The organism is Allobosea sp. 01N443, from assembly GCF_056399325.1.
In genome coordinates, this window is record NZ_JBFTRC010000021.1 from 45,462 (window position 1) to 62,430 (window position 16,969).

Sequence of the window (16,969 nt, forward strand, 5' to 3'; positions counted from 1 at the left end):
TGRCGGCGGGGCCGCAACAGGAGCATCGGCATGAAATATTCAAAGAAAGACGCAAAGGCCTATGCCCGCGCCAATATGAAAGGCATCTGGGCTGCCGCGCTGACGCCGTTCACCCGCGATCTCGCGATCGACCGGGACGGCTTCAGCACGAATATCCGGCACTGGACCGATCAGCTCGGCATCGACGGCCTGTTCATCGCCGGCAAGCAGGGCGAGTTCTTCTCGATGTCGCTCGAGGAGCGCAAGCTCAGCTTCGAGATCGCCGTCGCGGCCGCGGCCGGCCGGGCCGCGACGATCATGTCCTGTTCGGACCAGAACATGGATGTGGTGATCGATCTCGCCCGGCATGCGCAGAAGGTCGGCGCCGACTACATCGTCATCCACGCCCCGGTCCTGCATTTCTTCAAGGCGCAGGAGGAGACGGTCTACGAATACTACCGGACGATTGCCGAGAAGGTCGATATCGGGATTGYGCTGTGGAGCCATCCCGACAGCGGCTACCTGCTCTCGCCACAGCTCTGCAACCGGCTGGCCGACATCGAGAACGTCGTCGCGATCAAGTACAGTGTGCCGCGCCCGATGTATGCCGAGCTTACCAGGCTCGCCGGCGATCGCATCCTGGTCAGCAGCGCCTCCGAGGAGGAATGGCTCGACAACATTCTCGAGCTCGGCTGGCAGCTCTATCTCTGCTCCTCGCCGCCCTGCCTGATCCAGACGCCGCATGATCTGCGGATGCGCGAATATACCGATCTCGCCTTCCGTGGCGACGCCGCGCAGGCGCGCGCCGTGCGCGACAGCCTGAACCCGGTCCGCGAGGCGCTGCGTGGCACAAGGCCCGCCGAGAAACCGCACGCCCATCAGAAATACTGGCAGGAGCTGCTCGGCCAGGCCGGCGGCCGGGTCAGGCCGCCGCTGCTGGAGCTGACAGAGACAGAGAAGGCTGCGACGCGCGCCGCCTTCGAGTCCTGCGGCCTGAAGCTGCACGCCGCAGATGCATCATTGGCCAAGACCGGCTGAGCCGCCGGCAGACGAAACGGGAGAGGTGGAACGATGGCGACGGAAGGACGGCTGAAGGCCTTCAACTTCGCGAAATGGATCGAGGAGCACCAGCATCTGCTGAAGCCTCCGGTTGGCAACCAGCAGATCTGGACGGATTCCGACCTGATGGTCACCGTCGTCGGCGGCCCCAACCAGCGCACCGACTATCATGACGATCCGGTGGAGGAGTTCTTCTACCAGCTCAAGGGCGACATGATGCTCAAGGTCGTGGATGACGGGAAGCATTACGACGTGACGATCCGGGAGGGCGAGATCTTCCTGCTGCCGCCGCATGTGCGCCATTCGCCGCAGCGCCCGCAGGAAGGCTCAATCGGCCTCGTCATCGAGCCGAAGCGGCCCGAGGGCTGGCTCGACGCCTTCGAATGGTACTGCTTCAACTGCACGAAGCTCGTGCATCGCGTCGAGGTCGATCTGGTCAGCATCGTCGACGACCTGCCGCCGCTCTACAAGGCCTTCTACAACAACGAGCAGGCCCGCACCTGCCCGCATTGCGGCACGCTCCATCCCGGCAAGGAACCGCCGGCCGGATGGGTCTGCCTGTAGGAATTCAGCGGCGCGGCCGAATCCCGGCCGCGCCGCGGGTTCCTCCCACGCAAGCGCCAGCACGAATAAGGCGCAGCAAAAATCTCAGAGGCATGAACGCAAGCAACTGGAGCTCACGATGACATTTCGCAGATTGCTATTGGGCCTGCTGGCCTCCGCCTCGATGACGGGAGCTGCCATCGCCCAGCAGCCCGTCAAGATCGGCATGATCACCACCCTGTCCGGACCGGGCGGATATCTCGGCCAGGATATTCGCGATGGCTTCAAGCTCGCCATCGAGATGCAGGGCGGCAAGCTCGGCGGCGCTCCCGTCGAGCTTGTCGTCGAGGATGACGCTCTCAAGCCCGGTCAGGGCAAGCAGATCGCGGAGCGCATGCTCAAGACCGATGGGATCAAGATCCTGACCGGCATCGTCTTCTCGAACGTCGCCGGCGCCACCGTGCCCGACATCGTCGATTCCGGCGCGCTCTATGTCAGCGCCAACGCCGCGCCGTCCAATCTCGCGGGCAAGGAATGCCACGAGAACTACTTCGCCATCGCCTGGCAGAACGACAGCCTGCACGAGAGCGCCGGCCAGAACGCCAACAATCTCGGCTATAAGAAGGCCTTCGTCCTGGCCGCCAACTACCAGGCGGGCAAGGATGCCATCGCCGGCTTCAAGCGGATGTTCAAGGGCGAGGTCGTGGGCGAGGTCTATACCCGTCTCGACCAGACCGATTTCGCCGCGGAGATGGCGCAGATTCGTGCCGCCAATCCCGACTTCGTCTACCAGTTCAACCCCGGCGGCCTCGGTATCGCATTCTTGCGCCAGTACCAGCAGGCGGGATTGACCGGCAAGATTCCGATGGTCGTCGCAGCCCCCTCGCTCGATGCGGTGACGCTTGCCGCGGTCGGCGATGCCGCGCTTGGCGTGAACGCCTCGAGCCACTGGAATTCCGACTTCGACAACCCGGCCAACAAGGCCTTCATGGCGGCCTGGACCAAGGCCTATAACCGCCCGGCGACCTATTACGCGAGCCAGGGCTATGACACGGCGCTGGCCATCGCCTCCGCGCTCAAGGCCACCGCTGGAAAACCCGATGTGCCGGCCCTGCGCAAGGCGCTCGCCAAGGCCGATTTCCAGTCCGTGCGCGGCGCTTTCAAGTTCGGCCCGAACCAGCATCCGATCCAGGATTGGTATGGGCTGCGGGCCGAAAAGGACAGCGATGGCAAGCTCGTCCTCAAGACCGTCGGCAAGATCCTGACGAATTACGGCGACGCCTACGCGGCGCAGTGCAAGCTCTGATCAGGTGGACCGCCCATGGCGCTGATCCTCGAACAACTGCTCAACGGCCTGCAGTTCGGCGTGATGCTGTTCCTGCTCGCCGCCGGGCTGACACTGATCTTCGGCATCATGGGCGTGATCAACCTGGCGCATGGCTCGCTCTACATGATCGGGGCCTATGCCGGAGCCTTTGTCGCGACCAGCACCGGCTCACTGCTGCTCGCAGTGCCAGCCGGGCTCGCGGCGGCGGCGGCGGCCGGCATGGCGGTCGAACTCCTGGTCCTGCGCCGGCTCTATGCGCGCGACCATCTCGATCAGGTGCTCGCGACCTTCGCGCTCATCCTCATCTTCAACCAATCGGTGACGATCCTGTTCGGCAGGCAGCCGCTCTTCGTCTCGGTGCCTCCTGAACTGAACGGCTCCGTCGAATTGCTGCCGGGGCTGGTCTATCCGGTCTACCGGATCGCGGTCATCGCGGTTGGCCTTGCGGTGGCCTTCGGGCTCTATCTCCTAATCAACCGCACACGCGTCGGCATGCTGGTGCGCGCCGGCGCGACCCATCGCGAGTTGGTCAGGGCGCTCGGCGTGGACATTCGCCTGCTGTACACGGCGGTGTTCGGGCTCGGCGCCTTGCTCGCCGGACTTGCCGGGCTGATGGCGGGGCCGATCCTCGCCGTCCAGGTCGGCATGGGCGAGCAGATCCTGATCATGACCTTCGTGGTCGTGGTGATCGGCGGCGTGGGCTCGATCCGGGGCGCCTTCTTCGGCGCGCTGATCGTCGGCCTCGTCGACACCAGCCTGCGCGCCTTCCTCCCCGGCCTGCTGCGCTCGGTCATGAATCCATCCGAGGCAGATGCGCTCGCCGGCGGCCTGTCCTCGATGGGGATCTACCTGCTGATGGCAATCGTGCTGCTCATGCGCCCGAAGGGGCTCTTTCCCGCCCATGCATGACATCATGACCAGTCCTATCKCCCGGGCGCCGGCCCGTGGCCGGCTCCTGACCGCTGCCGCGATTGGCCTGGCGCTCGGCGCCCTGCCCTTCGTCCTGCAGGCCATCGGCCAGCCCTCGCTCGTGCCCCTGGCGACCCGCGTGCTGATCTACGCAATTGCCGCCGCCAGCCTCAATCTCGCCCTGGGCTTCGGCGGGATGGTGAGCTTCGGCCATGCCGCCTTCTTCGGCATCGGCGGCTATGTCGTCGGCATCCTCTACCAGAGCTTCGTCGGCGACACCTTGCTCTTCGGCCTGTTGCCGGGAACGAACCAGCTCCTGATCACCCTTCCCGCCGCGATGCTTGTCGCGGGCATCCTCGCCCTCTGCATCGGCGCGCTCTGCCTGCGCACGAGCGGCGTGCAGTTCATCATGATCAYGCTCGCCTTCGCGCAGATGCTGTTCTTCCTGTTCGTCTCGATCAAGGCCTATGGCGGCGATGACGGGCTGATCATCCGCCGCCGCAATGTCCTGCTCGACCTCGACACCCGCAACGACACGGTGTTCTACTTCATCTGCCTGGCGGCGGCCGCGCTGGTCTTCGGCGCGCTTTCGCGGATCGTCGGATCACGCTTCGGCATGGTCCTGATCGGCATCCGGCAGAGCGAGCGCCGCATGGCGGCGATCGGCGTCGCGCCCTATTCCTACAAGCTCACCGCCTTCGTCGTCTCCGGCATGGGGGCCGGGCTCGCCGGGGCGCTGATGGCCAATTACCTGCGCTTCGTCAGCCCCGACATGCTGCACTGGACCAAGTCGGGCGAGCTGATGATCATGGTCATCCTCGGCGGTGTCGGCACGGTCCTTGGCCCGCTGTTCGGCGCGGCTGCGCTCGTCATCCTGGAAACCGTGCTCACCGCCTGGACCGAGCACTGGCAGCTCATCCTCGGGCCTGTCCTGCTGTTCGTCGTCCTGTTCACGCAGGGCGGGCTCAGCGCGCTCTTCAACCGCGTCGGAAGGGTCGGGAGTTGACGCAGCCCCTGCTTTCCGTACGCAACCTGCAGAAGTGCTTTGGCGGACTCGTAGCCACCGACAAGGTCGATCTCGACGTGGTCGAAGGCGAGGTCCACGCCCTGATCGGCCCGAACGGCGCGGGCAAGACCACGCTGATCACCCAGCTCTTCGGCGAGCTCTCCCATGACGAGGGCGAGATCCGCCTGGACGGCGAGGATATCGGCCGGCTGCCGACGCCGCAGCGCGTCCGTCGCGGCCTCGCCCGCACCTTCCAGATCACCCATCTGCTGCCGGACTACACCATGCTCGACAATGTCGCGCTGGCCGTGCAGGCTCATGAAGGGCACAGCTTTCACTTCTTCGCCAATGCCCGCCGCGACGAGGCGCTGCGCGCCAGGGCACGGCAGCATCTGGCGGCGGCCGGCCTGGCGGCGCGCGCCGAGGTGAGAGTCGCCGATCTCTCCCATGGCGAGCAGAAACAGCTCGAATTCGCGGTGGCGCTCGCCTGCGAACCGCGCCTTCTCCTGCTCGACGAACCAATGGCCGGCCTCGGCCATGCCGAGAGCGAACAGATGGTCGCGATGCTCCGGGCCCTGAAKGGGCGCGTCACCCTGCTGCTCGTCGAACACGACATGGACGCGGTCTTCGCGCTGGCGGACCGGATCTCCGTGCTTGTCTATGGCCGCGTGATCGCGACCGGGACGGCCGCCGAAATTCGCGACAACCCGGATGTCCGCATCGCCTATCTCGGCGAGGGAGACGCCTGATGCTGAGCGTACGCAACCTGCAATCGGCCTATGGCGCCAGCCAGGTCCTCTTCGACGTCGCGCTCGACATCGCGGAGGGCGAGGTCGTGACATTGCTCGGCCGCAACGGCATGGGCAAGACCACCACCGTGCGCTCGATCATGGGCCTGCTCCCGCCGAAGGCCGGCGAAGTCCGGTTCGGGGGCCGCGCCGTATCGGGCAGTCCGCCGGAGAAGATCGCCCGCTGCGGCATCGGCCTGGTGCCGGAAGGCCGGCAGGTCTTCCCTACGCTGAGCGTGCGCGAAAACCTCGTCGCCACCGCATCGAACCGGCTGAAGCGTGCACAGCCCTGGACGCTCGAACGGGTCTATCGCCTGTTCCCGCGCCTTGAGGAGCGCGCCGGGCAATCGGCGCGGACCCTGTCAGGCGGCGAACAGCAGATGCTCGCAGTCGGCCGGGCGCTGATGACCAATCCGAAGCTGCTGATCCTCGACGAGGCGACGGAGGGTCTCGCGCCGGTGATCCGCGCCGAGATCTGGTCCTGCATCGAGGTGCTCAAGGCGCAGGGCCAGTCCATCCTGCTGATCGACAAGAACATCAACGTGCTCAAGCGCATCGCCGATCGCCACTACATCCTCGAAAGGGGCCGCACCGTCTGGTCCGGCAGCAGCGTCGATCTCGCGGCGCAGGCAGAAATGGTACATCGCTATGTCGGCGTCTGACATGGTCGCGGCAGAGCTAGTCGCGACGACATCCCTGACCGATCCGGTCGAGGCGCTGCGCGATGCGCTCGCGACGATCCTCGACGGGCTGGTCGCAGCCGGCTGCGGGCCGCAGCATCTGCTCTCGATGACATGGGAGACAGGCGAGCCGGCGGCCTTCCATCTCTCGCGCCATGAGGTCGAGCTCGCCTATCGCGAGGTCTTCGCCGGCTTCCGCCCGCCGATCCGGCTGCAGCCGAGGGCCGAGCCCGGCCTGGCGATCCGCGCGCGGCACTCCGAGCCGACACCACCACCGGAGAGGCTCGTTCAAGGCCACACGCTGCCGCAGCTCGCCCGCCAGTACAGTCCGCGCCTGCAGGCCGACATGAAGGCGCTGTTCCGGCAATGGAGCCGCGACGGCGAAGCCTTCCGCGCTCATCACCGCGGCCGCGACCTGGCCTATGGGCCGGGGCGTTTCGAGACGCTCGACCTCTACCTGCCACGGGGCGTCTCGCGCCCGCCGCTCTGGGTCTTCGTCCATGGTGGCTACTGGCAGGCCTCCGACAAGGTCCAGCACGCGCAGTTCGCACAGGGCATGCTGGCGGCCGGCTTCGCCGTCGCCATGCCGAATTACGGGCTTGCGCCCGAGACCCCGCTGGAGCGGAGCGCGGAGCAGATCGTCGCTGCCCTGAACTTCCTGGTCGGGGAAGCCGAGGCGCTCGGCATCGACGCCGCGCGGCTGCATCTCGCGGGGCATTCCGCCGGCGGCCACCTCGCCGCCATGGCGCTGGTTGCGTCGGATGCCCCGCCCATTGCCTCCGGGCTCTTGCTCTCGGGTCTCTTCGACCTGACACCGCTCGGCCATCTCCCGCTCGGGCGCCTGCTTGGCCTCGACGACCTGGCCCGGGCCGAACGCCTGAGCCTGCACGGCCGGCCCTGCCCCTCCGCACGCCTCGCCTTCGCCGTTGGCGAAGTGGAAAGCGATGCCTTCAAGGCCCAGTCAGCCGCACTTGCCACCGCCTGGCGGGCCGGACCGCCGGTCCTTTGCGCGGGACATCATTTCAGCCTCCTCGACGGCCTGAACGGTGGCAAGCTGCTCGAACTCGCTCGCAACACGGCGGCCGCTTGACCATGTCGCACCCGCGCAAGCCTCTTCGGATCGCCCTGATCGGCTGGGGCGCGATCAGCCGCCGCGTCGCCGGGTTGCTGGCGCAGCGCCTGGGCTCCCGCGTCACTGTCGCGGCCATCGGCCTTCGCGATCTGTCGAGCGCGCCCGACCTGCCGACGGGCGCGGCGCCGATCACGGATCCGGGGCAGCTCGCCGGTCTCGGGCTCGACCTCGTCGTCGAAGCCGCCGGGCGCGAGGCTGTGGCCGGATGGGGCGCGGCAGCGCTGCGCCACGCCCCGGCCTTCGCCGTGGCCTCGACCAGCGCCCTTTGCGACGATGCGCTGCTCGGCAGGCTCCTGGAGGTGGCCGAGACCAATGGCAGCCGACTCCTGATTCCGGCGGGCGCGCTCGGGGGGATCGATGCCTTGGCCGCGGCCGCGGCGCTTCCGCTGGACGAGGTCACCCATACCATCGTCAAGCCGCCCGCGGCCTGGCGCGGCACGGCGGCCGAGGCGATGGCGTCGCTCGACGCGCTTTCGGCGCCCTTGACCTTCTTCTGCGGAACCGCGCGCGAGGCGGCGTCGCTGTTCCCGCAGAACGCCAATGTCGCGGTGATCAGCGCGCTGGCCGGCATCGGGCTCGACCGGACCCGCATCCAGCTCGTCGCCGATCCCGGGGCGAAGGCAAACAGCCATCGCCTTGCCGCGAGCGGGGCGTTCGGCCGGCTCGAGATCGCAATCGAGAACCGCGCCCTTGCCGCCAATCCGAAATCATCGGAGATGACGGCTCTCTCGCTGGTCCGATTGATCGGAGCCGCGGTGAACCCGTTGGCCATCTGACCGGCGGGAGACGCAAAGCAGCGCTCCGAGCCGGGTCCATGCGGCGATCGGCAGCAATCGCGATGCTCCCGCGAGTTCTGCAAGAGATGCTGGCGGACGTTCATTGGTTCCCGCGATCCTCCCGGGCCGCGGGCGCAAATACCCGATTGAGCAAAAGCGGTCAGGTCTCCTTTGCGGCCTCGATCCACAGAAAGGAGGCCTCCTCGTTGTCCTGCGGTTCGATCGACGATTTGCGGACGAGCAATCCGCCATCGGATAGATATTTCAGTGTTTCCGCTTCGCCGTTGTGACCGAAGAACATCGTGGTTCCCAGCCATTCACCGGTCCACTCGCCGGAAACACCTGTTCCAAAGCTTCCGACAAAGACACCGCCCGGCTTCAGCAATCTCGCGATCTTCAGGATCAACGGTCCTTGCTGGACAGAGGGGACATGCGTGATCGAATAGAAGGCGCCAACCGCGTCGAAGGAACCGGCTTCAAGCGCCACGTCGCACATATCCGCCTGGATGAACGTCGCCAGCGGGACCTGCTTTCGAGCCCTGAGGATCTGTTGTGCCGATGCGTCGACACCGATGACGGCATGTCCCAATGCCGCAAGATCCCGCGCCACGGGGATGCCCGCACCGCATCCGAGATCGAGGACCCGGCCGCCATCGGCTGGCAGGCTGTCGATAAGACGGCCGAGCCATTTCTGACGAACAGCAGATACCCCGAACCGTTCGAGATATGCGTCTGCAACGTCGTCATAACCTGCAGCGACAAGGTGTTTGGGATCGCTAGCCATGGCGGAACAGTTGCAGACGACCGCACGCGCGTCGAGCCGCGACGTCTGCAACCCCAAGCATCCCCTCAGAGCTGCAGCAAATCCTCAGACTCTTCCCTGCCCAAGCGGGCCCGAGCGCTGGCGCCCAGAACTCTGGCAACAGCCTATGCCGGTCATCAGGTCCGCCTCCTCCGACGCGCATCGGAGTATTGTCCCAAACGCGCGGCATCAAGGCTGCTGCATCCCGCCGGAAACGCGTGTAAATTCGGCGTTATCGGAGACGGTTGGCGCGAAAGCACCGGCCCACGACGGCACTTCTGCCCGGGGATAGCGGAAGCGACACGGCGTCGGTTGGCCTCGCTTGCGTCACAGCAAGGTGGGAGGGTGTCATGAGGAAACTCGCAACGCTCGCCACTGCCGCTTTGATCATGACCGGCAGTGTCGGAACCGCCGACGCGCAATATTGGCGCGGGGGCGGCTGGGGCTATCACGGCGGGTATTATCGCAACTATGGCTGGGGCGGCGGCGCTGTCGCTGCCGGGCTGGTCGGTGGGGCGCTGCTCGGAGGCCTGGTCGCCGCAGCAACGACGCCCGCCTATGCCTATGGATACGGTTATCCGGCCTATGGCTACGGATATGGCTATCCCGCCTATTCCTATTATGGCCCGCGGGTCTATTATCGCCCGGGCTATTACTATGCGCGGCCCGTCTATTATGCCCCGCGCTATTACGGCTGGAACCGGGCTTATTACGGCCCGCACTATTATCCCCGCACGGTCTACCGGGCATATTGGTGAGGCCGTCGCCGACGACCGGCCATCAGCGAAGCCGGCCGGTCGGTCGCGTCCGCGAAGGGGATCTCCGTTCGACGGCCGAATGCCGAACGGAGCCGTGCCTCAGCGCAGCGGCGCGCCGTAGCGCTCGACCTGGTAGGGCTGCCGGGCGAGGCCGACGCAGAAGCTCGCGACCGCATCCTGCAGTTTCTCGGCCAGCAGTTTCATGGGCGCGTTCGCCGCTTCCAGCCGCTCGCGCGCCGCTTCCGCCTCGCGCGCCAGCTTCGCGAGGTCGAGCGTCAGCAGGCGCCCCTCCTTCACGACGAAGCGACCGCCGATCATCACGTCGCGCACCGCCGTGCCGTCTTCGACATGGACGATCTGGTTCACCGTGCGGTTATGCGGCAGCCAGTTGATATGGCCGAGATCGACGAAGACGAGATCGGCCTTGTAGCCGCCTTCGATCCGGCCGATGCGGCCCTGGAAGCCGAGCGCGCGGGCGCCGCCTTCGGTTGCAGCATGCAGGGCCTCGGGCGTGGTCAGCCATTCCCGGACATCGGGTCCACGCACCTTCGAGACGAAGGAGGCCAGGCGCGTCGCCTCGTACATGTTCTGGTTGTCGCCGCTGTTCGAGCCGTCCGTGCCGATCGCCACATTGACGCCGGCCGCGAGCATCGCCCGCACGTCGGCAAGCCCACTGCCCAGCCGCATATTGCTCGCCGGGTTGTGCGCGACCGAGGCGCCATGGCCCGCGAGGATGCGCATGTCCTCCGGATCGAGCCAGACGCCATGGGCGACCGTGAAATCGGGGCCGAGCAGGCCGAGCTGGTCGAGATGGGCAGTCAATGTGCGGCCATAGCGCTTCATGCCGGAGAGCGCCTGGATCTTCGATTCCGCGACATGGCTGTGCAGGCCGAGACCGAAGCGGCGGGCACAGTCGCGACAGGCGCCGAGGAACCCATCCGAGCAATGCAGCGGGATCGTCGGGGCGAGCGCGATCTTTAGCCGTTCCGTATCGAAGCGCGCCTGCGTGACGAAAGCCTCGAAGCCCTTCAGCGTCTCRGCATAGGGCTGCATCCGGAAGCGGTCGACCTCGGCGCGCAGCGGCTCGGGCAAGGCGTCGTAGAGGCCGGGAATGGCCTCATAGAGCGTGGTGTCGGCGACCATCGGCGCGATCGTCGCGCGCATGCCGACATCCTGATAGGCCCGGGCGACAGCCGACATGCCCTCGACCGACGGCGCTGGCACCTCGAAGAACAGGTCGTAGCAGGCGGTCGTGCCCTTCAGCACCATCTCGGCGCCGTTGAGTGCGGCGCTGAGATATTTGTCCTCGAGGCTGCGGTTGCCGCTGATCCAGGGGCCGGCGGCCAGGAGCAGTTCGAGCGACCAGCGGTCCCCCATGGCCTTGGCGAGCGCGCCATGGCCGTGGGTATGGGCGTTGACGAGGCCGGGATGAACGAGCTTGCCGGTGGCGTCGATCTCTGCCGCCCCCTCGGGGACGGACATGCCGCGCGGACCGATCTCGCGGATCGTGTCGCCTTCGAGCAGCAGGTCGAGCGGTTCAGCCTGAACGCGCTCCGGCAGGAGGACGAGGGCGTTGCGGATGATCGTGTGGAGCGGGCTTGCGGTCATGGCGGGGTCTCCTTCTCGGCGCCGCAGGTCAGCGCCGCTGCTCGGCCGCTGCCCAGGGGAAGAACACCCGCTCGGCGACGACGATCAGCTGGAACAGGACGATGCCGAGCAGGGCCAGGATCAGCATGGCACCGAAGGCGACGGGAACCTTGAAGAACGCGGTTGCGGAGGTGATGAGATAGCCTAGGCCCCGTTCCGCCGCGACGAACTCGCCGACCACGGCGCCGACGACGGAGAGTGCGATCGCCGATTTCAGGCCGGAGAATACGAACGGGATCGAATAGGGCAGACGCACCCGCAGCAGCTCCTGCAGCTTGCTCGCGCGGCAGGACCGGGCAAGCTCGACCAGCTCCGGCGGCACCGCCAGCAGACCCGTGGTCATCGAGATCACCAGCGGGAAGAAGGCGACCAGGAAGGTCACGATGACGCGCGGCAGCTCGTTGGGACCCAGCATCACGACCAGGATCGGCGCGATTGCGACCTTCGGCACCGACTGGGTCAGCACGAGCAGCGGATAGATCGCATCCGCCGCCAGCCGCGAGGAGGAGATCAGCACGGCGAGCGGGAAGCTGACCGCGATCGAGAGCAGGAAGCCGAACAGCACGGTCCTGAGCGTCGCCAGCGTATGCTCGCCCAGCGCCGGGCCCATCGCCGCGGTGTCCTGGAAGATCCGCGAGGGCGCCGGCAACAGGTATTCGGGGATGGCGAAGACCCGGACGGTCACCTCCCAGATCGCCATCAGCACGACCAGCGCGACGAGCGGGATCAGGAATTCGCGGCTCGCGCCGAGCAGGCGCAGGGCTTTAGTGTTCGACATCGAAATGCGTCCCCTGCTCGCCGAAGATCAGTTCGCGGATGCGGCCGGCGCAGCGCTGGAATTCCGGGTGGCCCGACATGGCGAAATCGCGCGGGCGCGGCAGATCGACATCGATGATCTCGGCGATCCGGCCGGGCCGGGGCGACATCACGACGACCCTGTCCGCCAGGATCACCGCTTCGGGAATGGAATGGGTGACGAAAATGATGGTCTTGGGCGCATTCGCCCAGATCCGCAGCAGCTCGATCGTCATGATCTCGCGGGTCAACGCATCGAGCGCGCCGAAGGGCTCGTCCATCAGCAGGATGTCGGGATCATGCACCAGCGCCCGGCAGATCGCGGCGCGCTGCTGCATGCCGCCGGAAAGCTGGCGCGGCCGGTGATCGGCGAAATCCGCGATGCCGGCGACGGCCAGCAGGTCCTTCGCCCGCCGGCGCGCCGTCTCGTCGGCACGCCCCATGATCGTGGAGGGGAACATCACGTTCTCCATGATCGTCGCCCAGGGCAGCAGGGTCGGCGCCTGGAAGACGATGCCCGTGTCCTGCCGCGGCGCGCTGACGCGCTCCCCATTGATGGCGATGCTGCCCTCCGTCGGCGGCACCAGGCCGGAGACGAGCCGCAGCAAGGTGGACTTGCCGCAGCCGGAGGGGCCGACGAGCGTGACGATCTCGCGGTCGCGGATCGTGAGATCGATCCCGTCGAGCGCGCGCACGCCGCCATTGCCGACCGAGCCAAAGACCTGGCCGGCCCCGCTGATTTCAATCATGTCTATTCTCCGGCGTCCCCTGCCCTGTCCGCTCTCGTCACTTCTTCGGCGGCAGGAAGGACATGTCGACCGCGGTCGCCGGATCGAGCTTGGGGTCGAGATTCTGCGACTGGGCAACGACCTCATAGGTCTTGTTCAGGCGCTCGGTGGTGATGCCGCCGACCCCGGCCTCCTTGGCGTGATCGGTGAAGATGAAGCCCAGCGTCGCCTTCAGGCTGCCGAGGCAATCATCGAGATCGACCTGCGGGATCGCCTTCACATGCGCCTCGCAGGTGGCCTGCGGATTGTCGCGCGCCGCCTCCCAGGATTCCGTGGTCGCCTTCATGAAGCTCTTCAGCATCTCCGGGCGGTTCTTCGCGCTCGCCTCGGTGGTGTGGAAGGCAAGCGAGTAGATCGCGAAACCCGCCTCGACGAAGGGCAGGAAGGCGAGCTCCTTGCCAGCGCGCTGGGCCTGCTTGTTCTGATAGTAGAAATTGGTCGAGTAGGACGGGATGGCGTCGACCTTGCCGCTGATCAGCAGCGGACCCATGGCCGAGCCGTCGACGGTCACCCACTCGATCTTGTTGGGATCGGTCTTTGCCGCCGCGGCGACCGCCGGGAAGTAGAGCCGGTGGCTGTTGCCCGGCGTGATGCCGATCTTCTTGCCTTCGAGCCCGGTGAAGGTGGTGATCCCGGAATCCTTGCGCACGAAGAGCGAGTGCGGGGAATGGGCGTAGACCGCGCCGATCATCTTCAGCGGCACGGAGCTGCGCTGGCGCGCGGTGAACAGGGCGGAAATATCGGCCATGCCGATATCGGCCGCGCCGCCGGCCACCTTGCTCAGCGTGTCGCCGGAGCCGTTGCCCTTGCTGATCCGCAGCTCGATGCCATTGCGCTGATAGATGCCCGACGCGATGCCGGCATAATAAGGCGCGTAATCGCCGGTCGGAATCCAGTCGAGCATGAGATGCACGTTCTCGGCCGCACGAGCGGCAGACGGTACGGACAACGCGACGGCCGCGCTGAAGATGGCTGTGAGAGTGCTCGACGTGAATTTCGACATTGTGGTCGCCCTTCCTGGTTCCCCTATGGACAGAAACAGTGGGGACGCCGATCAGATCAAATACCAATTTCGCTGCGATACATAATATATGGTTATGCTGCAGCGCACATCGTGCGGCGGCTGCATCCGCCCCCGCTCAATCCGGCATGGCGGGGTCGGTCGCGAGCGGCAGCAGCTCCATCAGCCCCTGCACGAAACTGCGGGCGATGCGCGACAGCGGCTCGACCCGCGAGGAGAGCAGATGCGGCCGCGTCGTCGTCTTCGGCACCAGAGGGCGGGAGCGGATATTCGGCCAGGCGTTGTCGACCAGCACGAAGTCGTCGACGATCGCGATGCCGCCGCCGGCCTGAACCAGCGAGCAGGCATTCGGCGTGAAGCGCACCTGCGCGTTGAAGCGGATGGGCTTTGGCGTGGCGCCAAGAGCGCGATTGACGACCATGCCATAGGGCGTCTGCGAGCCATACCCGATCATCGGATAGGGCACGAGATCGGCCGGCTTCAGCACGCGCTTGCTGCCGAGCGGATGGCCTTCGGGGAAGATCACGCGCAGGCGTCCCTCGGCGATCTGCGTGGCTTTTACGCTCGGATCCTCGACGGCCATGGAGGTGACGGCGAGATCGGCGCGATGGCTGGYGATGCGCGCGATCAGCTCGGCCAACGTGAGGATCTCGAAATCGACGCGCACATCGGGATGCGACTGGCGGAAGCGGCCGATCGCCTTCGGCACCAGCATGTGGCCGACGCTGGGGCTTGCCAGCAGTCGGATCGACCCCGCGCTGCCGCGGCGCAGCTCCTCCGCCATGTCGTTGACCCGGGTCACGCCCTGATGGACGAGCTCAGCCTCGGCGAAGAGCTGCCGCGCCTCGGGCGTCGGCTGGACGCGGCCCTTGACGCGCTCGAACAGCGTCAGGCCGAGCCGATCCTCCGTATAGGACAGGAGCCGGCTGATCGCCGGCTGGGAGACCGAGAGCAGGCGCGCCGCGCCGCTGATCGAGCCTGTCACCATGACCGCGCGGAACATCTCGATCTGCCGAAGATTCATCGCCATGGCACATAACCTCCCCTTATAGTTCAGTAGAGAAATGGTATATACTTGTTTTGGTGGCGCCCGGCTAGATTGCGGCCAGTTTGAACTGGCCTTCACAGCCCAAGGAGTCTCTTTCGATGTCCCGCCTTCTTACCGTTGCAGCGGCTCAGCTCGGTCCCATCCACCGCGCCGATGATCGCGCATCGGTCGTGCGCCGGATGATCGCGCTGATGCAGCAGGCAAAGGCCCGCGGCGCCGATTTCGTCATCTATCCGGAACTCGCCCTGACGACCTTCTTCCCGCGCTGGTATTGCGAGGACCGTGTCGAGGCCGACCAGTGGTTCGAAACCGCGATGCCCGGCCCCGACACGCAGCCGCTCTTCGACACGGCGCGCGCGCTCGGCATCGCCATGAGCTTCGGTTATGCCGAGCTGACGCCGGAGGGACGGCATTTCAACAGCTCGATCCTGGTCGACAGGACCGGCCAGATCATCGGCAAGTACCGCAAGGTGCATTTGCCCGGCCATGCCGAACGCGACCCGACCCGGGCGCACCAGCATCTCGAGAAGCGCTATTTCGAGCCCGGCGACCGCGGCTTCCCGGTCTGGCGCTTCGAGAACGGGCTGGTCGGCATGGCGATCTGCAACGACCGGCGCTGGCCCGAGACCTATCGCGTCATGGGGCTGCAGGGCGTCGAGATGGTCGTGCTCGGTTATAACACGCCGACCACCAACGGCCATTCCAAGACCGAGACGCTGGCCGACCGCCTGTTCCATCACCGCCTGTCGGTGCAGGCCGGCGCCTATCACAACTCGACCTGGGTCGTGGCGGTCGCCAAGGCCGGCGTCGAGGACGGCTTCCCGCTCTTCGGCGGCACGCTGATCGCCGATCCCAGCGGCAAGATCGTCGGCGAACTCGACCATGACGAGGACGGGCTCTTGATCCATGCCTGCGATCTCGATGCCACGCGCTTCGGCAAGGAGACGATGTTCAACTTCGCCGCTCATCGGCGCGTCGAACATTATGACCTGATCACCTCACGAATCGGCGTCGGCGCGCCACTCGGCACCACCGACTAAGGCATCGGCAGGACAAGTGGATCGCGGCTTTCGGGAAAGCCGATGCGAACACGGAACGGTCAGATGATCGGACCCGGTACGATATCCGGTCCGATCACCCAGGCATGCTCCGCCCGGGCGATCCGCATCGGGAAACCGGCGCGCGCCGGCCGCGCAAGAGCGCCTCGCCTTCTTCGCATCATTTGGTGCGACGTTGGTCGGCTGACTTTGTCGGCCAGAGCGGACAAGAACGGCTTGAAGGGCCTATAGTCCCTTTTCGATAGTCTGAAAGTCAGGGGCGGCACAGGTGAAGGAACCAGACCGGGTCGATGAGTATGTCGGCATTCGCCTGCGAAGAATGCGCCGCCTGACGGGCTACAGCCAGACGAAGCTTGCCGAGTTGCTGGGGATCACGTTTCAGCAAATCCAGAAATACGAGAAGGGTGTGAACCGGATCAGTGCGAGCCGGCTCCAGCATATCGCCAATATCTTTCAGGTCCCCGTTTCCCATTTTTTCGATGGGGCGCCGGCGATCTCGACTCCAGCCGCAGATTCAGTGCCGGACGCCCCCTCCCCGGAGGTCGCTGACCTGCTCGCCACCCGCGACGGCATCCGTCTGGCCAAAGCCTTCGCTTCGATAAGGAACTTCAAGACACGCCGCCGGATTGTCGCCCTCACCGAAGCGATGGGCGACGCCGAGGAAGCGTCTGAAGCCGAGCCGGGTCGCGCCACGGCTGCAGGGTCCGGCTGCGACTGAACCGTTTTGTCGCGGCGCAGCTGAGGCAGCGGAAGAGGCGAGCCCCTGGCGTTCGGCGACCGTTGCGACGTCGGCCCCACCTCCTTGCGCATGGCGCGCGTTCGGCACGGCCGGAAACACAGAGGGCGACATTCA

Annotated in this window: 18 protein-coding genes; 12 read left to right on the forward strand and 6 right to left on the reverse strand. The window is 66.2% G+C overall.

Going from position 1 to position 16,969, the window contains the following annotated elements:
• The first annotated feature begins 30 nt into the window (after positions 1-30).
• The 9 genes from AC1DRP_RS08550 to AC1DRP_RS08590 all read left to right on the forward strand — a co-directional run bounded on the left by AC1DRP_RS08550 (position 31) and on the right by AC1DRP_RS08590 (position 8,199).
• Positions 31-1,017, forward strand: coding sequence for a dihydrodipicolinate synthase family protein (locus AC1DRP_RS08550; RefSeq protein ID WP_476768291.1), 987 nt, complete (start codon positions 31-33; stop codon positions 1,015-1,017).
• 33 nt (positions 1,018-1,050) lie between these two features.
• On the forward strand, positions 1,051-1,602 hold the full coding sequence (locus AC1DRP_RS08555) for a 3-hydroxyanthranilate 3,4-dioxygenase (RefSeq protein WP_441488463.1): 552 nt from the start codon (positions 1,051-1,053) through the stop codon (positions 1,600-1,602).
• Between the two features lie 118 nt (positions 1,603-1,720).
• Positions 1,721-2,887 carry an ABC transporter substrate-binding protein gene (locus AC1DRP_RS08560; RefSeq protein ID WP_441504558.1) on the forward strand — a complete coding sequence of 389 codons (1,167 nt, stop codon included), beginning with the start codon at positions 1,721-1,723 and terminating at the stop codon, positions 2,885-2,887.
• A gap of 15 nt (positions 2,888-2,902) precedes the next feature.
• Positions 2,903-3,817 (forward strand): branched-chain amino acid ABC transporter permease, encoded by a 915-nt coding sequence (locus tag AC1DRP_RS08565; RefSeq protein WP_441504559.1) that lies wholly within the window; start codon positions 2,903-2,905, stop codon positions 3,815-3,817.
• 4 nt (positions 3,818-3,821) lie between these two features.
• Positions 3,822-4,823 carry a branched-chain amino acid ABC transporter permease gene (locus AC1DRP_RS08570; protein ID WP_476768292.1) on the forward strand — a complete coding sequence of 334 codons (1,002 nt, stop codon included), beginning with the start codon at positions 3,822-3,824 and terminating at the stop codon, positions 4,821-4,823.
• Positions 4,820-5,572: an ABC transporter ATP-binding protein gene (locus AC1DRP_RS08575; RefSeq protein WP_476768293.1), complete on the forward strand. Its 753-nt coding sequence runs from the start codon at positions 4,820-4,822 to the stop codon at positions 5,570-5,572. Before AC1DRP_RS08570 ends, AC1DRP_RS08575 begins: the two co-directional genes overlap by 4 nt.
• Positions 5,572-6,273, forward strand: a complete 702-nt coding sequence (locus AC1DRP_RS08580; RefSeq protein WP_441504562.1) for an ABC transporter ATP-binding protein — start codon at positions 5,572-5,574, stop codon at positions 6,271-6,273. The genes AC1DRP_RS08575 and AC1DRP_RS08580 overlap by 1 nt, the downstream gene beginning before the upstream one ends.
• A gap of 1 nt (position 6,274) precedes the next feature.
• Positions 6,275-7,381, forward strand: a complete 1,107-nt coding sequence (locus AC1DRP_RS08585) for an alpha/beta hydrolase (protein ID WP_441504563.1) — start codon at positions 6,275-6,277, stop codon at positions 7,379-7,381.
• Between the two features lie 2 nt (positions 7,382-7,383).
• On the forward strand, positions 7,384-8,199 hold the full coding sequence (locus AC1DRP_RS08590; RefSeq protein WP_441504852.1) for an aspartate dehydrogenase: 816 nt from the start codon (positions 7,384-7,386) through the stop codon (positions 8,197-8,199).
• Positions 8,200-8,359: 160 nt separating this feature from the next.
• Here AC1DRP_RS08590 and AC1DRP_RS08595 read toward each other — a convergent pair whose 3' ends face one another.
• Positions 8,360-8,983, reverse strand: a complete 624-nt coding sequence (locus AC1DRP_RS08595) for a class I SAM-dependent methyltransferase (RefSeq protein WP_441504564.1) — start codon at positions 8,981-8,983, stop codon at positions 8,360-8,362.
• Positions 8,984-9,351: 368 nt separating this feature from the next.
• Between AC1DRP_RS08595 and AC1DRP_RS08600 the strand changes: the two genes are divergently transcribed.
• Positions 9,352-9,759 (forward strand): hypothetical protein, encoded by a 408-nt coding sequence (locus AC1DRP_RS08600; protein ID WP_441488472.1) that lies wholly within the window; start codon positions 9,352-9,354, stop codon positions 9,757-9,759.
• A 99-nt stretch (positions 9,760-9,858) separates the two neighbouring features.
• Here the strand turns inward: AC1DRP_RS08600 and AC1DRP_RS08605 are convergent, their stop codons facing one another.
• The 5 genes from AC1DRP_RS08605 to AC1DRP_RS08625 form a co-directional block, all read right to left on the reverse strand.
• The gene (locus tag AC1DRP_RS08605) at positions 9,859-11,367 is read right to left on the reverse strand and encodes an amidohydrolase family protein (protein ID WP_441504566.1); all 1,509 of its coding nucleotides are present in this window, start codon (positions 11,365-11,367) and stop codon (positions 9,859-9,861) included.
• A 28-nt stretch (positions 11,368-11,395) separates the two neighbouring features.
• Positions 11,396-12,184 (reverse strand): ABC transporter permease, encoded by a 789-nt coding sequence (locus AC1DRP_RS08610; protein ID WP_441504567.1) that lies wholly within the window; start codon positions 12,182-12,184, stop codon positions 11,396-11,398.
• Positions 12,171-12,950 (reverse strand): ABC transporter ATP-binding protein, encoded by a 780-nt coding sequence (locus AC1DRP_RS08615; protein WP_441488475.1) that lies wholly within the window; start codon positions 12,948-12,950, stop codon positions 12,171-12,173. The genes AC1DRP_RS08610 and AC1DRP_RS08615 overlap by 14 nt, the downstream gene beginning before the upstream one ends.
• A gap of 37 nt (positions 12,951-12,987) precedes the next feature.
• Positions 12,988-13,992 carry an ABC transporter substrate-binding protein gene (locus tag AC1DRP_RS08620; RefSeq protein WP_441488476.1) on the reverse strand — a complete coding sequence of 335 codons (1,005 nt, stop codon included), beginning with the start codon at positions 13,990-13,992 and terminating at the stop codon, positions 12,988-12,990.
• Positions 13,993-14,128: 136 nt separating this feature from the next.
• Positions 14,129-15,040 (reverse strand): LysR family transcriptional regulator, encoded by a 912-nt coding sequence (locus AC1DRP_RS08625; RefSeq protein ID WP_476768294.1) that lies wholly within the window; start codon positions 15,038-15,040, stop codon positions 14,129-14,131.
• 116 nt (positions 15,041-15,156) lie between these two features.
• Here AC1DRP_RS08625 and AC1DRP_RS08630 point away from each other — a divergent pair, with 116 nt between their 5' ends.
• Positions 15,157-16,098: an N-carbamoyl-D-amino-acid hydrolase gene (locus AC1DRP_RS08630; RefSeq protein ID WP_441488478.1), complete on the forward strand. Its 942-nt coding sequence runs from the start codon at positions 15,157-15,159 to the stop codon at positions 16,096-16,098.
• Positions 16,099-16,384: 286 nt separating this feature from the next.
• Positions 16,385-16,834, forward strand: coding sequence for a helix-turn-helix domain-containing protein (locus AC1DRP_RS08635; protein ID WP_441504568.1), 450 nt, complete (start codon positions 16,385-16,387; stop codon positions 16,832-16,834).
• Positions 16,835-16,969: the final 135 nt, after the last annotated feature.

What these genes read in the sequence shown, in the direction of transcription:
- AC1DRP_RS08555 (WP_441488463.1), top strand. Translation starts at nt 1,051, where the DNA reads ATGGCGACGGAAGGACGGCTGAAGGCCTTCAACTTCGCGAAATGGATC.
- AC1DRP_RS08560 (WP_441504558.1), top strand. Translation starts at nt 1,721, where the DNA reads ATGACATTTCGCAGATTGCTATTGGGCCTGCTGGCCTCCGCCTCGATG.
- AC1DRP_RS08565 (WP_441504559.1), top strand. Translation starts at nt 2,903, where the DNA reads ATGGCGCTGATCCTCGAACAACTGCTCAACGGCCTGCAGTTCGGCGTG.
- AC1DRP_RS08580 (WP_441504562.1), top strand. Translation starts at nt 5,572, where the DNA reads ATGCTGAGCGTACGCAACCTGCAATCGGCCTATGGCGCCAGCCAGGTC.
- AC1DRP_RS08585 (WP_441504563.1), top strand. Translation starts at nt 6,275, where the DNA reads ATGGTCGCGGCAGAGCTAGTCGCGACGACATCCCTGACCGATCCGGTC.
- AC1DRP_RS08590 (WP_441504852.1), top strand. Translation starts at nt 7,384, where the DNA reads ATGTCGCACCCGCGCAAGCCTCTTCGGATCGCCCTGATCGGCTGGGGC.
- AC1DRP_RS08595 (WP_441504564.1), bottom strand. Translation starts at nt 8,983, where the DNA reads ATGGCTAGCGATCCCAAACACCTTGTCGCTGCAGGTTATGACGACGTT.
- AC1DRP_RS08600 (WP_441488472.1), top strand. Translation starts at nt 9,352, where the DNA reads ATGAGGAAACTCGCAACGCTCGCCACTGCCGCTTTGATCATGACCGGC.
- AC1DRP_RS08610 (WP_441504567.1), bottom strand. Translation starts at nt 12,184, where the DNA reads ATGTCGAACACTAAAGCCCTGCGCCTGCTCGGCGCGAGCCGCGAATTC.
- AC1DRP_RS08615 (WP_441488475.1), bottom strand. Translation starts at nt 12,950, where the DNA reads ATGATTGAAATCAGCGGGGCCGGCCAGGTCTTTGGCTCGGTCGGCAAT.
- AC1DRP_RS08620 (WP_441488476.1), bottom strand. Translation starts at nt 13,992, where the DNA reads ATGTCGAAATTCACGTCGAGCACTCTCACAGCCATCTTCAGCGCGGCC.
- AC1DRP_RS08630 (WP_441488478.1), top strand. Translation starts at nt 15,157, where the DNA reads ATGTCCCGCCTTCTTACCGTTGCAGCGGCTCAGCTCGGTCCCATCCAC.